This window comes from Caulobacter sp. GW456-12-1-14-TSB4, from assembly GCF_059424195.1.
In genome coordinates this window covers 1-14714 of sequence record NZ_JBWKZF010000017.1, presented here as the reverse complement: position 1 = coordinate 14714, position 14714 = coordinate 1, and the positions used below count along the sequence as shown (strand labels likewise).

Annotated in this window: 8 protein-coding genes; 1 reads left to right on the top strand and 7 read right to left on the bottom strand. The window is 68.5% G+C overall.

The window, feature by feature from the left end:
• Positions 1-7: 7 nt before the first annotated feature.
• The 7 genes from AC07YH_RS16280 to AC07YH_RS16250 form a co-directional block, all read right to left on the bottom strand.
• Positions 8-4456: an RHS repeat-associated core domain-containing protein gene (locus tag AC07YH_RS16280; RefSeq protein ID WP_494748010.1), complete on the bottom strand. Its 4449-nt coding sequence runs from the start codon at positions 4454-4456 to the stop codon at positions 8-10.
• Positions 4453-4872, bottom strand: coding sequence for a DUF1795 domain-containing protein (locus AC07YH_RS16275; protein WP_494748009.1), 420 nt, complete (start codon positions 4870-4872; stop codon positions 4453-4455). The genes AC07YH_RS16280 and AC07YH_RS16275 overlap by 4 nt, the downstream gene beginning before the upstream one ends.
• Positions 4873-5311: 439 nt before the next feature.
• The gene (locus AC07YH_RS16270) at positions 5312-6337 is read right to left on the bottom strand and encodes a phosphatidylinositol-specific phospholipase C domain-containing protein (protein ID WP_494748008.1); all 1026 of its coding nucleotides are present in this window, start codon (positions 6335-6337) and stop codon (positions 5312-5314) included.
• A gap of 99 nt (positions 6338-6436) precedes the next feature.
• Entirely contained in the window at positions 6437-9085 is a 2649-nt protein-coding gene (locus AC07YH_RS16265) for a TonB-dependent receptor (protein ID WP_494748007.1), read from the bottom strand.
• 130 nt (positions 9086-9215) lie between these two features.
• Positions 9216-10187, bottom strand: a complete 972-nt coding sequence (locus tag AC07YH_RS16260) for a FecR family protein (RefSeq protein ID WP_494748006.1) — start codon at positions 10185-10187, stop codon at positions 9216-9218.
• Complete coding sequence (locus tag AC07YH_RS16255; protein ID WP_494748005.1) at positions 10177-10767, bottom strand: RNA polymerase sigma factor; 591 nt, start codon at positions 10765-10767, stop codon at positions 10177-10179. The genes AC07YH_RS16260 and AC07YH_RS16255 overlap by 11 nt, the downstream gene beginning before the upstream one ends.
• Complete coding sequence (locus AC07YH_RS16250) at positions 10755-13598, bottom strand: TonB-dependent receptor (RefSeq protein WP_494748004.1); 2844 nt, start codon at positions 13596-13598, stop codon at positions 10755-10757. Before AC07YH_RS16250 ends, AC07YH_RS16255 begins: the two co-directional genes overlap by 13 nt.
• A gap of 123 nt (positions 13599-13721) precedes the next feature.
• Here AC07YH_RS16250 and AC07YH_RS16245 point away from each other — a divergent pair.
• Positions 13722-14714, top strand: a 993-nt coding sequence (locus tag AC07YH_RS16245) for an MFS transporter (protein ID WP_494748003.1), incomplete at its 3' end; no start/stop codon positions are given.

The following is a 14714-nucleotide window of genomic DNA, read 5'->3' as shown; positions in this document are numbered from 1 at the left end:
CTTTCGATCACGGCCAGCCGAACACGTCCTGGCCAATCTGCTGCAGCTCGGTCTTCATAGCCGTTGTCGCATCGGCCTTGGGCAAGTTTTGCGCCGAAACACGAGCATCGGCCGCTTCCAACCGGGAGGCCACCGTGCGCGCATTGGCGACGCTGTGGCCCTTGTTGGGGGCCCACATAAGGGCGTCGGGGTCATTGACTCCGTCGATGCCGTATTTCGACAGGACGCCCCGGCTGCGGGCAAGCGCCGACTGCATCGCCGGATTGTTGGCGAACGGGCCCTTGTAGACAATGTGGTGCGCGTGCGGGCGAGGCATGCCTGCGGGTGGCGACGTCCCGGTCTTGTTGGCGAACCATTGGCCCCAATTGCATTCGGCCAAGCCGAGGGGGTCCATCCACCGCACGGGATCATGTACGTAGGCATGGGTTCTCAGGCCCCCGCTAACCCCGATGGGGTCGGGCGACAGATACTGTCCGGTCTCCGGGTCGTAATAGCGGTTTAGGTTGTAGTGCAGGCCACTCTCGGCATCCTCCCACTGGCCCGGGAAGCGCAGGGCGCATGACGTTTCGTCCGTCTCGCGCCCGGCTTCGCCATGCCGTTCGCGCATCAGGTCGCGCGCTGTGCGTGTGCGGCCCCATAGCTCGGGCTCGGCGCGCCAGCGGCACGTTCCTTCCGCATTGAACAATGCGCGAGGCGCGCCGATCTGGTCGGCGAGGATCGGCAGAAGTTCCGTATCGCCGCATGCGGGTGCGCCGTCGTCTCCGGCGCCGACCAGTTCCTTGGCGAGCGGGCGCACCCCATCCGGCTCGAAATGCCAGCGTTCGATGCAGAGCACATTGGAGCCGGCAGAGCCGTCGCCGCCACGATGCCACGCCTCGGCGATGGCCTGACCCTGCCACACATAGTCCACGCGGCGATTGGGCTCGTCGAGGAGCACCTTGCCCACCCGGCGCCCGAACGCGTCGTAGGTGTAGCGCCAGCGCGCGCCGTCGGGCGTCTCCAGCCCCACGAGGCGGTCGAACCCGTCCCAACGGTAACGCCAGCGACGCGGGCGGAAACCGGCTTGCGTGAGCATGCGCTCGGTCATGCGCCCGCGCGCGTCGTAGCGGAACCGGTTGGGTCCCGCCTCGACCACGCAGTCGCGCCAATAGCGGTGCTCGCCCGCCAGGCCCTCGGCGAGGTTCATCAACGCGTCGTAGCGATAGGTTTCGCGGCCGCCGTTGCGCTCCACCGCCACGGCCTGGTCGCGCAGGTCGTAATGATAGCGCGTCACGCCTTCGCCCGCCGCCGAGCCGGTCTCCGCGGCCCCCGCCAGGCGGCCGAGACGATCCCACTCGTAGCGGCGCGCCAGGGCGTCGGGCTCTTTCCGCCCGGCCGCGAAGACGGTGACGCCGCCCGCGCGCTGCTCCGCCAGCCGCCCGCCCAGATCGTAGCGCTGGCGAAGCTGGAACGCGGTCGGCGTACCGATCGCGGCCAGCTCGCGCAGCGTCTCGAGCCCGCTCGCATCGTGGGCGAAGCGCAGCGCGTGGCCGTTGCTTTCGTAGCGCGTGAGCAGCCCGGCCTCGTCGAACGCCAGCGCCGTCTCGCCGCTAGGGCTGGAGCGGCCCACGCAACGCCCCGCCTCGTCATAGCGATAGGCGACCACGATCCCGTTCTGCTCCTCGCGGGCGAGCCGGCCCTTGCCGTCGTAGGCCAGCGAGACATCGGCGATCCGCCGCGGCGCGCCATCGGCCATGATCCAGGTGCTGGCGCCGACCAGCCTGTCGCGATCGTCATACCGATACGAGATCGCGTCTTCGCCCGCGATCACCCGCGCGATGCGGTCTCGCGAGTCCCACTCGAAATGCTGTTCCGCCCCGTCCGGCATCCGCTTGCTCTGGATGCGGCCGAGGACGTCGCGGTGATAGAGCGTCTCGCGGCCCGCCCAGTCGAGCTGGGCGGAGAGCCGCCCGGCGGGATCATATTGGAAGCGCCATTGCTGTCCGACAGCGTCGGTGATCGCCGCCAGGCGGCCCGCGCCGTCATAGGCGAATTGCGTCGTGGCGCCGAGTGGGTCGATGATCTCACGCAACGTGTCGAACGCGCCATGGACGAAGCGGACGGTTTGCCCGTCGCTCCGGATGCGGGCCTTGATCAGTCCTTCGCCGTCGTAGGCGAAGCGCATCTCCCCGCCATCCGGCGTGTGCGAATGACTGATCGCGCCGCGCGGATTATCGGGCGAGGACTGGTACGCCCATTGACTGGTCCGTCCTGCGGGGTCGGTGAGCGCCAGCAGGCGTCCCATCCGATCCCACTCGTAGCGCGTGATCCGGTCGCCAGGATCATGGCGGACGAGGGGACGGCCGGCTGCGTCGTTTTCCCAATGCGTGGCGCCAAACCCGGCGAGTTGCTCAAGGACCAGTGCGCCGCGCGCGTCATATTCCGCATGGCCAGAGGTGCCGCTGGCTTCCTTCCACGCGACGATGTTGCCGCGCGCATCGCGGGTCCAACTGGCGGCGCCGTCAGGCCCCTCGAAACCGACCAGCGCGCCCCAGCGGTCATAGGCCCAGCGGGTGTTGCGTCCGGCCCAATCGGTATCATCGATCAGGCGCCCGTCGCCGTCGTAGGCGAAGCGCGTCTCGCGGCCGGCGGGATCGATCCGTCGCTGCAATCGCTCGAGCGAGTCCCATTCGCTGATCGTGCGCGCGCCGAGCGGATCCTCCTCCTCGACGACCAGGCCGTTGTCGTCGTAGCGGAAGCTGGAGACCGCCCCGGTGGCGTCGACATAGCGCGAGCGGCGCTCCTCCGGGAAATAGAGGAAGCGATCGTTGAACATCCCTTCGCCGGTGTGCGTGCCGACGACCCGGCCGGCCGAATCGTAGGCGATCTCCACCTCGGTCAGGCCGCTGTCACGCCATCCGTTCAGCCAGCCTTCGGACGTGTAGCGATAATGGAATTCGCCGGTGAACGCGCCCACCACATTCAGTAGGCGCCCGTCCGTATCATAGTCGTAGCGTACGAGCGGCTCGCGCTCGCCTTCTATCGACAGCGTCATCAGCCAGCCCTGCGGCGTCGTTTGCACGTTGAACATCGTGCCGTCCGCATGGCGGATCTTCGTCAGGCGCCCCTTGGCGTCGCGATAGAACAGGATGCGGTTGCCGTTGCGATCCTCGATCCCCTCCAGTTCAAGGGTCCCCGCGTCGCCGGCGGGCGCGAAGAGCAGGAACTGCTGGGTGCGGCTGTCGAACAGGCGAAGCTGGTCGCGCGTGCCGGTCAGCCAATAATAGGGCGCCTTGAGGTGGCGGGCGTCGATCTGGAACGCGCTGCCGATCGCGAACAACAGCCGCTGGCCTTCCGCATCCTCGAGCAGCGCCGTGCCCGCCTTCTGGTCGAGCAGCACCCGCTGCGACCAATTGCAGATCCAGCGCGGGCCGAGCATGCCCTCCACCTGCATGCGCCCAGGATAGGTCCGCTCCAATCGCAGGGGCAGGATGCCAGGATAGTGGAAGTCGGTCCGCTGGTCGGCGTAGTCGCCTGTGACGATATCGACCGGCTCGCCGAACAGCCGCCGCAGCCTGCCGTCCAGCAACCCGCCCTGGCGCACGGCCGACCGCATGCCCACGACCTCGGCCACCGAGAGCAACAGCTGCTCGGCGATCGACAGTTCGGCGTCGGGGGTTCCGTAGCTGCCGGTCGTATCGTCGCCGAGCACGGTGTCGCAGCCCTGTTGGACGACGGCATCGCACGACAGCTTGTGGCCGATGCGCGCCATCGGCAGGCCGTTGATGAAGATGGTCTTGCTACCCTCGATGATCAGCGAGGGGACCGACGGATGCTTGGTGCAGGCGGCTATGTCGGTGACGCGCGCCGCGGGCTTGCCTTCGAAGAACACATTGAGAGAGCCGCTGGCGATCGGGCCGGACAGGGTGGCCATCTTGGCGCCTGCGCCCGCGATCGCGGCGGTGACGAACCCGCCCGCCGCGCCGGCGCCGAAGGCGACCGCCGCGCCCACGAGCGGCGCGGCCATCCCGGCCGTACCGATGATCGCGGCGGCGCTCACCGCGACAAGGGCCCCGACGACGATACCGGCGGCTATGCCGGCGAGCAGACCCGCAAAGGCGTTGCTATGCGCGATCTGGTGCGTGACGTGCGCGGCCTGTTTCCCAGGGCCCGCGAGGCGCTGGGCGCCAAATTGCTGCGCGACCCAGAACGCCCCTTCGTCGGCATGGACCTGCTCGGCGATCCATGCGCCCGCCATGGCCCCCGCGATCGGTGCGGCGACACGGCCGCCAAAGCATTTCAGCGCGGTCAATCCGCCCGAGCTGTAGGCCGAATAGGCCCCCGCGGCCACGATGCCAGCGGAGGCGACGTGCCCCGTCGTTGCAATCGCCGACACCGTGCTCGCGTTGCTCGTGGCCGCGGTGCGCTCGCCAAGCTCGCGTAGCTTGTCGTGGGCTATGGGGGTCGCGTCGGTCACGGGGCGAAGGTGAACGACATGATCGCCGAGATCAGCGCGTTTCGCGTTTCCTCGTCGCGTCCGCCCGGGATCGATCCAGTGAAGGTGAGTACGGCATTGGCTTCGTGCAGCACCAGCGCCATGACCTGATGGATGGGTTTGCCGTCGCTACGCCAGCTGAGCTCCATAAGCTGAGCCTCGCGACCATCGACCTGACTGGTCGTGTCGGCGAAGATCTCGCATCCCGCCAGTTGCGCCATGAAGTTCTGGCGCATCTGAGCGACATAGTCGTGGAAGGTCATGCCAAGCGGTAGACGGTCCCTCGCGATGACAAGATTTGCGCCATGCGCCTTGGCGCCCATCGGCAAAAGCACGTTGACGCTCTGATCCTGCCATTCGGAGGCCAGTGTTAGAGATCCTTCGGCGATCCGATACACTTTTTGCGTCCTATTGGTGCGATGTGAACCCCCTATACCTTGGGGCGCAAAGGTGGCCTATCCCAATTCGGGAGCGGAAATGACCGACTAGAAAGGTCTTGTCGCTGACGAGGGATATCCGCGCTTTGAGATATGAAGAGTTCGCAAGGCTAAGCTTTCCACGTTATCTCAAGCTGCTCACGGCAAACTCGTATTCTCGACAGCCTACAGGCCGGCGAAGCGAGCGCCTGCCGATGATCTTGACGCGACGTGATGGCGAAGCACAAGCTGTGCTGTAGGACTTATTTGATCTGTCCTGTTATCGACCCTCCTGATCGCCGATTTCCTGGAGGGAGATCGGCCGCGGCTCGGAAAGCTCGACCAACCTCACCAACGGATCGCCTCGACCAATTGGCGATGAGGCGGCGGGCGTCGCTGGGCCCCGCGGGGGATCCTGTGTCTATCGATGTGGCGCGAACCAGGACGGGCGCACCACGAAGTCCAGGTCCAGCGGGTCGGGCGCGCCCGGATAGTAGTCGGTGCTGACGATCTGCGCGCCCGACCGCTCCGCCGACTTCAGGCGGCCAAGATCGTGGTTGCGGGCCTCGGTGGTGTCGGCGTCGCTGCGCGTGCGGACCAGGAAGCCCTGGGCGACCAGGGTCTTTATGTGGGCTTCTTCCGGGCGCGGATCCTGGATGTTGAACACCGCCGCCTCCGCCTGGTCCTCGGCATAGAGACCGAACAGGACGCGGCCCTGTAGCGACGGGTGGCCGGCGCGGTAGGCTTCCTCGATACGGGGATTGGCGTCCAGCACCAGCAGCACCTTGCCGCGTGCGCTGGCGGCCGTCGGCCAGCCGCCGCCGGTGACGCCCTCACGCAGGGTGGCGCGCGCACCCCGGATGTCGTCTGGCGTGACGATGCGGTCGCGGCCGAACGCCTTGATCGCGTCGGCGTCGATCCCGGCAAAGTCGGTCTCCGTCCAGAGCGGCGGGTTCTGGATGGCCGGATTGTTGAAAGGCTCTTCCTTGGTGTTGACGAAGATCAGGATCGGCTGGTGATCAGGATGGGCCTTGGACCAGGTCGCGACCTCGGCGAAGCAGTCGGACAGGCGCAGGCACAGGGTGCGGGCGTCGACGACCGGGGCGTGCAGCACCTTGGCGCCGGGCTGCTTCATGATCGCGAGCTTGGTGGGATCGTTGGCGTACGGCGCGGCATAGAGGCCGCCGGCGGTGTCGGCGTAGGGATCGAACTCCAGCTGCCGGACGCCCAGGTCCAGCTGCGCCTTGATCGGCGGGTGCCCGTACTCGACGCCGCGCGAGCGCTCGCCCATCACCTGGCGCTGGTGCGCGAGGGCGGCGGGATCGAGCTCGGGTCGATAGCTGTTGTGCGAGCCCAGCCAATGCAGGCCGTTGATCTTCGGCGCTTCGGCCGCCTGGGTTGCGAAGGCGACGACCGACAGGGCGGCGGCGAGGAACAGCGAGCGCATGGCGACCTCGTGAGAATGAGAAAAGCGCGGACCAGTCGGGATGCGACCGGCCCGCGTAAGGTGACGTCCTCTAAAAGGAGAGGGCGTTCAGGGGATGGCTTAGAACTTGCCGCGGAGCGTCAGCGAGACCGTGCGGCCCCAGTGATAGATCTCCATCGGCTGGTCGGTGGTCTTGCCGTAGGTGAAGCGGACCTCGTCGGTCAGGTTCGAACCTTCCAGGGTCAGCGCGTACTGCGGGGTGACCTGGTAGGAGAGCGAGCCGTCCAGCGAGCCGTAGGCGGCGATGTAGGACTGGGCGGTCGTGGTGCTGCCGATCGACTGCAGATAGCGCGAGCGCCAGAACCAGCCGAGGCGGGCGCTGATCGGGCCCTTCTCGTAGTAGCCGACCAGGTTGTAGCTGGTCTTGGACAGGCCCACGAGGTCGTCCTTGATCTGGCGGTTGCCGGCGAAGTAGTTCGCCTTGCTGTCCACCAGGGTCACCGACGCCTGTACGCCCAGGCCGTCCAGAAGGCCGGGTAGGAACGACAGCGACTGGTTGTAGGCCGCCTCGAAGCCGCGCACCTCGGCGTCGCCGCCGTTGACGCTGGCCGACAGCAGCACGTCGCCGCGGCCCGGCACCTGGATCGTGGTGTTCTGGGCGGTGATGTAGTTGTCCATCGTCTTGATGAACACCGCGGCGGTCACGGCCGTGGTCGGGGCCGGGTACCATTCCAGCGAGGCGTCGTACTGGTCGGCCAGGAAGGGATCCAAGTCCGGATTGCCGCCCGAGGCCGTTGGCGAGTCACGGCTGACGCTGATGCGCGGGGCGCTGTCGGTGACGTTGGGACGGTTGACGACGCGCGAAGCCGACAGGCGGCCGACCAGATCGTCACGCAGGTCGAACTTGAGGTTCAGGCTGGGCAGCCAATTCTTGTATTCCTTCAGATAGCCGACCGGCACCGGTGTCGTGCCGCTGGTCAGCGTGCCGCTGGCCAGCTGCTTGGTCTCGGCGTAGCGGACGCCCAGGTTGCCGCTGACCGGCACGCCGCCCAGGCCGAACTTGAAGTCGCCGCGCACATAGGCGCTGTGGATCTTCTGGTCGACGATGAACGAGTTGCGCAGGTCGGCCGCCGACCACGGCTGGGCCGCCACGGCCGCCGTGTACAGCTTGTCGTAGTAGGCGTTGCGGGTCGGGGTGACCCAGGTGCGCGGCGTGTTGCCGGCGAAGTCGCTCAGGAAGCCCTTATAGGGCATGGGCTCATAGAAGTTGGAGCCCAGGGTCGTCAGCGGCACATTGAGAATGTCGTTCAGCACCCAGTCGCGACGCAGGTAGGTGCGGTTCATGTTGTGCTGTTCGACGCCGAACGCGATCTTGGTCAGCGGGCTGTCGAACACCCGCGCGCCGTCCAGGCGGAAGGTCTCGTCGCTGTCGCGCGAATCCTTCCAAGTGTAGTCGAACGCCTGGCCGACGAAGTTGGCCGGGTTGGTGTAGTCGACGGTCGTGGTCAGCTGCGGGATCGACGTGTAGCCGCGCGAGAAATCGAAGCTGAGCGGCGCGAAGAACGCGATGCGGTCACGCGTCGTGGCCTTGCCGTCCGGGTGATAGCTGCGGGCGCGCGAATAGCCGTACTCGGCGTTGAACGTCCAGGCGCCGGGCGTCCAGGCCTGCTTGATGCCGAAGACCGTCAGGTCGTGACGGTTCAGGCTGGTCTCGCGCGAGGCCATCCAGCGCACGTTGTTGATCGTGCCGGCCACGACGGTGTCGCCGACGACCTTCTGGCTGCCGGCCACGAACTGCGGCGTCGCGAAGGTGGTGTCGTCCGGATAGATGTCGAGGCCGAACTCGTCGTAGTCGACGTCCAGGCGTGTCACCAGCAGGTCGACATCGGTCTGGAAGTCGCTGTTCGGCTTCCACTGGCCCGAGATCGCGCCCGAATAGAGCTTGCGGTGTTCGGTCTCGACGGTCGGGCGCGTGCGGGTGGGCGTGTAGAGGCCCGAGCCCAGCACCGAGGTGAACTTGTTGAGGTTCCAGCCGGTCTGGTACAGGCGGTCGTTGCGGACGTGGCGTTCGTCATAGAGGCCCGAGGCCAGCACGCCGATCGTCTTGTCGGCATTGGTCCAGCTGCCCAGGCCCGAGACCGACGGATCGGCCTTCTTGCGCACGTCGCCATAGGTCTCGCGCACCGAGAAGGCGGCCTTCTTGCCCAGGTCGAACGGCTTGAACGTCTTGATGTTGATGTTGCCGCCCAGGGCGCCTTCGTCCATGTCGGCGGTCGGGGTCTTCACCACCTCGATCTGCGAGATCAGCTCGGTGGGCAGCACTTCGAAGCGGAACTGACGGCCCTTGGCGCCGCCGTTCTCGATCAGGTCATTGACGGCGATCGAGCGGCCATTCAGCTCGGTATATTGGAACTGCGGGCCCAGGCCCCGGACGCTGACATAGAGGCCCGCGCCGCGCTGGCGGTCGATGGTCACGCCGGTGACCAGCTGCAGCGCGTCGGCGGCGTTGCGGGTCGGGAATTTGCCGATGTCCTCGGCGTTGACGGCGTCCAGGCCGTACTGGGCCGAGCGCTTCAGGGCGGCGGCGGCCTGCAGGCTCTTGCCGTACGAGGTGATGACGACGGCGTCGACGGCGTCGGCCGGTTCGGCGGCGGGCGCGGCCGGCGCGGCGGTGTCGGCAGCCTGGGCCTGGCCCGCGCCGAGGGCGGCGAAGGCGAGGACGGCGACGGCGCCCGCGCACGGCGCGGACAGGAACTTCGAACTGGACATGATATCCCCCGATCTTTTGCTGGGCCCGCGGGGAGGCGCGGGTCAGGGCAGAAGAACGGAAGGGCCGACGCCGGCCCTCAGTCCGCCATCGGTGAAATATTTGCGACGATCCTGTTGAAAAGTCTGGATTTTATCCGTGTCGAGACGATCTCTCGTCCGGCGACAGATTCAGGTCTCCGCCGGGCGTGAGGCGCGCACGGACCGGCAGCAGGGCCTCCAGCGCCGCGCCGACATCGTCCATCCGGCCAATGTCCAGCGAGCCGGACAGGCGCAGACGGGCGAGGGCGGGATCGGTCAGGGCGACCTTGCGGCCCGAGGCACGCGACAATCGCTCGGCGGCCTCGGACAGGCTGACATCGGCCAGCACGACGCGGCCGTCGGTCCACGCCGCGTCGGCCTTCACATCGCCAGCTCGAGCGTCGCCGCCGACGCCGACCGCGCCGACATAGCGCTGACCGGGACGCAGCAGCACGCTGGCCGCGCCCGGCTGGCTGACGCGCAGCGAGCCTTCGACCAGCGACACGGTCAGCCGATCGCCGCCGGCCACGTTGAAGCGGGTGCCCAGCACGGTCAGCGTCCGCCCCGAGGTCGCCACCTCGAACGGCCGGGTCTTGTCGTGGGCGACCTCGAAGAAGGCGTCGCCGGCGTTCAGCGAGACGTCGCGGGCGTGGGCCTTGAAGCGGGTGGTCAGGCGACCGCCGGGGCTGAGCACCACGTGGCTGCCGTCGGCCAGGGTCAGGCGCGCCGAGGCGTGGGCGGGCGCGGCATAGGTGTCGACCTGCGGCTGGACCTTCAGCACGACCCCGACGACCAGGGCGGCGGCGAGCAGGGTGAGGCCCGCGATCAGTGGCCGGCGGTCCGGCGCGGCCGGGCGGTCCAGGCGCGCCTCGCGGCGGACGTCGCGGCGCAGGGCGCGGACGGTCGGGTCATCGGCGGCCAGGCCCATGGCCAGCCACACCTCGCGCGTGCGGGCGATTTCTTCGCGGGCCTCGGCGGACGAGGCCGACCAGGCGTCCAGCGCGGCTTGCTCGACGGCGGTCAGGTCTCGGGTCAGGCTGGCCGCCATCAGGCGGCGGGGATCGAGGTCTTGGTCAGGCGTCATGCGCGGTCTCGATGGCGTCGCGCAGGCGGGCCAGGGCGTTCATCATGTGCTTCTCGACGGCGCTGAGCGACAGGTTCAGGCGCGCCGCCGCTTCCGCTTGGGTCAGGTTCTCGAAGCGGCACAGCACGAAGACCGCGCGCGCGTTCGGATGCAGGTCGTCCAGGGCAGCCACCAGCCTGGCCAGTCGCTCGCGTCCGGCCAGGGCGGTCTCGGCGCTCGGCTCGTCGGCGGGGAGGGCGGGATCGACCTCGACATGGCGTCCGCGCTGGCGCGAGCGCTGGTGACGTTCGTGGTCGACCAGGGCGTTCGAGGCGACCGTGAACACCAGCCCGTCCGGATTGCCCCAGTGCAGGCGCGAGAACCGCTGCGACAGCCGCATGAAGACCTCCTGCGTCAGGTCCTCGGCGTCCTCGACCCCGACCGACCGGCGCTGGAAGAAACGCAGCAACGGACGACGATAGCGCGACACCAGCGCCTCGAAGCGCGGCGCCTCCAGCGGCGGATTGGCCGGCGCGGACTCGCTGGGCCCGTCGGGCGGATCAGCGCGCGTGCCCGCGCCACGGAAGGTCAGAACGCCCATCTCATCCTCGCGGACAGGTACCGGCCCCAGTGATGGATTTCCATCGGCTGGTCGCGGCTCTCGCCATAGACGTAACGGCGGGCGTCGGCCAGGTTGACGCCCTCCAGGGAAAGGGTGGCTTGGCGGTTCAGCCGCCACGAGGCCGCGCCGTCCAGCGATCCGAACGCCGCCGTGGTGGCTGGCGCGGTGACCGAGCTGCCGATCGAGGTCAGGTACGAACCGCGCCAGTTGTAGCCGAGTCGCACCGAGCCCCGGCCCTTCTCGTAGAACACCAGCGCGCTCCAGGTCGAGCGCGACAGGCCCAGCAGCGCGTTGCTGATCATCCGGTCGCCGGCGAAGTAGTTGGCCTGGCTGCGCACCAGGGTGGCGGCGCCTTGCACCCCCAGCCCGTCGAACGGCGCCGGCAGCTCGCGGAACATCCGGCTGAAGGTGGCCTCCAGGCCCTGCAACCGCGCGTCGCCGCCGTTGACATTGGTCGACAGCAGAATCTGGCCGCGCCCCGGCACCTCGATGAAGGTGTTCTGAGCGGTGATGTAGTTGTCCAGCCGTCGGTCGAACGCCGCCAGGCTGATCGCTCCGCCGCCGGGGAAGTACCATTCCAGCGAGACGTCGGCCTGGGTGGCCAGGAATGGGGCCAGCTCGGGATTGCCGCCGTTGGCGGTCGGGGTGTCGCGCGCCAGGGTGATGCGCGGGGCGCTGTCGATGACGTTGGGTCGGTTGACCACCCGTGAGGCGGCCAAGCGTAGCAGCAGGTTCGACGTCAGGTCGATCCGCAGATTGGCGCTGGGCAGCCAGTCGCCATAGTCCTTTCGCCATTGGGCGGGCAGGGGATCGTCGCCGCTGGAGACCACGCCGACCGAGGTCTGGCGGGTGCGGGCATAGCGCAGGCCGACGTCACCGCTGACCGGCCGACCCAGCACGGCGGCGGCGAAGTCGTAGCGAGCGTAGGCCGAGGTGATCGCCTCGCGCACCACGAACGAATTGCGCAGGTCCGCCAGGGACGGCGCTTGAGCGGCGACGGCGGGGGTGTAGAGCAGGTCGTAGAAGGCGCGAGCGTTGGGCGCGACCCAGCGGCGCGGCAGGTCGGCCGGCGTCCCGGCCAGGAAGTCGTCGAAGGGCGTGCGGCCGTAGTATTGGGGTCCCAGACTGGTCAGGGGCGTGCCGACCAGGGTGTTCAGATTCCAGTCGCGCCGCCGATAGTCGCGCTTGCGGATGTGCGACTCCCAGCCGAACGACAGCTTGTCGTCGCCGAGGTCGCGGCGCGCGTCCAACCGATAGAGCTGGTCGGTGTCGCGCGAGTCCTTCCAGGTGTAGTCGAAGGTCTGGCCGGCGAAGCTGGCGGTATCGGCGTAGTCGCGGGTCGTACGCAGGGTCGGGCCGCCCGCCAGGCCGTGGCTGAAGTCGTATTCCAGCGGCGCGTAGAAGGCGACACGGGCGCGGACCGTGCCCCGCCCGTCCGGATGATAGCTGCGGGCGCGGGAGAAGGCGTAGTCGGCGTCGACCGTCCAGGCGCCGCCCGTCCACTGCTCGTGCATGCCGAGGGCGAACAGGTCGTGGCGGTTCAGGCTGGTCTCTTGCGAGGCCATCCAGCGGGCGTCCTCGATGATCCCGGCCTGCACCGTATCGCCTTTGACGACCTGGCTTCCCGGCACAAAACGCGGGTTCGAGATCGAGGCGTCGTCCGGATAGATGTCCAGGCCGTACTCGTCGTAGTGAGCGTCCAAGCGCGTCGCCAGCAGATCGATGTCCAGCCGCCAGTGCGGCGAGGGCCGCCACTGCAGGGTGAAGTCGCCCGACGCCATGCGACGGTCTTCCAGCTCGATCGTCGGCCGCGTGCGGGTCGGGGTGTAGAGGCCGGGACCCAGCACGCTGGTGAAGCGATTCAGGTTCCAGCCGGTCTGGTAGAGACGATCGTTGCGGATACGCCGCCGCTCGACCACGCCGCCCGCCAGCAGGCCAAAGCGCCCGCTGTCGTCGACCCAGCTCCAGACGCCGGACACGGACGGATCGGTCCGGTCGGCCCGTCCTTCGGACATGCGCACCGAGACGATCGAGCGCCGCCCGCGATCCAGCGGCTTGAACGTTCGCACGTCGATATTGCCGCCCAGCGCGCCTTCGTCCATGTCGGCGGTGGTCGACTTGGCGACCTCGATCTGGTCGATGACGTCGGCGGGCAGGACCTCGAAGCGGAACTGCCGCCCCCGGAAGCCGCCGTTCTCGACGAGGTCGTTCATGGCCAACGGCCGGCCGTTCAGCAGGACGTTCTGGAACTGGGGACCCAGGCCCCGGACGCTGACATAGAGGCCCACGCCCCGGTGCCGCTCCAGGCTGACGCCCGGCGCAAGCTGCAGCGCCTCGGCGGCGTTGGCGGCGGGCAGGCGGGCGATGTCCTCGGCGCTGACCGCGTCCAGCGCATAGGCCGAGGCGCGCTTGAGGGCCAGGGACCGGTCGAGGCTGGCGGCGTAGGCGGCCGTGACGGTCACCGCCTCCACCTCGCTGGAACCGGGGGTTTCCAATCCGCCAGCCGGGCGTGTCGATGCGACCACGCCGCGCCTTTCCAGCACGAAGACGCCGTGTCTAACCTCCCGAACGCTAGCGTCGGTCCCGATCAGCAGCGCCTCAATCGTCGCCCGCGCTGGCAGGCCCGAGGGCGGGGCGCGGCCCGACCGTCCGGCGACCAAGTCCGGCGCGTAGAGGATCACGATGTCCATGTCGGCGGCGAGTTTCGTGAGACGATCGCCCAGACTGATCGGCGCGGCGGCGATCGCAGCATGGGCCGGCAGCAGCAGCAGGGAGACCCCGATCACACAGGTGCGGAAACAGGCGGACATGCCCGGCGTGATGGCCCAAGGAAAGCTCGGGCCTGCTTATCGATCACCCATGACAGTTGGACGACAGCGCCAATGGCCCTCGGGCGTCATCGAACCGTTTTGATCGCGCTCCATAGACGCTGCATGGCGGCCATCGAACAGCACGTCCGAACGAGCGATCGCGGCCAGGCGACGCTGCTGCGATCGGCCTACGGCGCCGGCCATTTCGCCAAGAGCCTGGCCTGGACGTTCACCGACCTGCTGCTGGCCTACTACGCCAATGTCCGCATGGGGCTGTCGGCGGGCGAGACGGGACTGCTGCTGTTCCTGTCCATGGCCTATGGCGCGGGGCTGGACGTGGCGATGGCCTACGTCCTGCGGCGCGCCGAGGGCAGTCGCCGCCGGATTCTGCAGATTCAGTTCGTCGCTGCGCTGGCCACGGCTGGGACGCTGCTGGTGGTGTTCACGCCGCCGTTGGGGGCGATCACGCCTTTCCTGTACTTGACCCTGACGCTGGCCCTGCTGCGCACGGCCTATGCGGTCTATGACGTGTCCCAGAACGCCTTGGTCTCGCTGCTGCCGCGAGACGAAGCGGACGCCCACCAGTACGTCGTCTGGCGTCAGGTGCTGAGCGCGCTGGCGCGGCTGTCGGTAGCGGCGCTGGCCTTCCTGATCGTCGGGCAGGGGACGCCGGCCGGGCGGGAAGTCGTCGTGGTCGCCGTCATCGCGGTCCTGATCGCCGCGACGGCCAGCTGGATCCTCGCCTGGGCGGGGCCGGCGCGGGCGATCCCGGCCAAACCGGCCACGGTCGGGCTGAAGACGCCGCGCGGCATCACGCGCCTGCTGCTGGCCGCCGCCGCCCAGGCCGGTCCGCTCAGCATGACCGCGCGCATGGTGACCTTCGTCGAGCGCGCGGGACCCGACGATCACACGGGCGCGGCGCTGCTGTTCGCCCTGGTCCTGGGGACCCTGGTCGGACCGATGGTGATCACCCGCCTGAAGACCGGGGACGGCGTGCTGCGGCCGGCGATCGGATTCACGGCGCTGGCGATCGTCGCGGGCGCGCTGTTCCTGGTCGATCCCTGGTCAGGCTTGCCCGCCCTGGCCGCCTGCTGCGTCCACGGGGTGGGGTTGGGC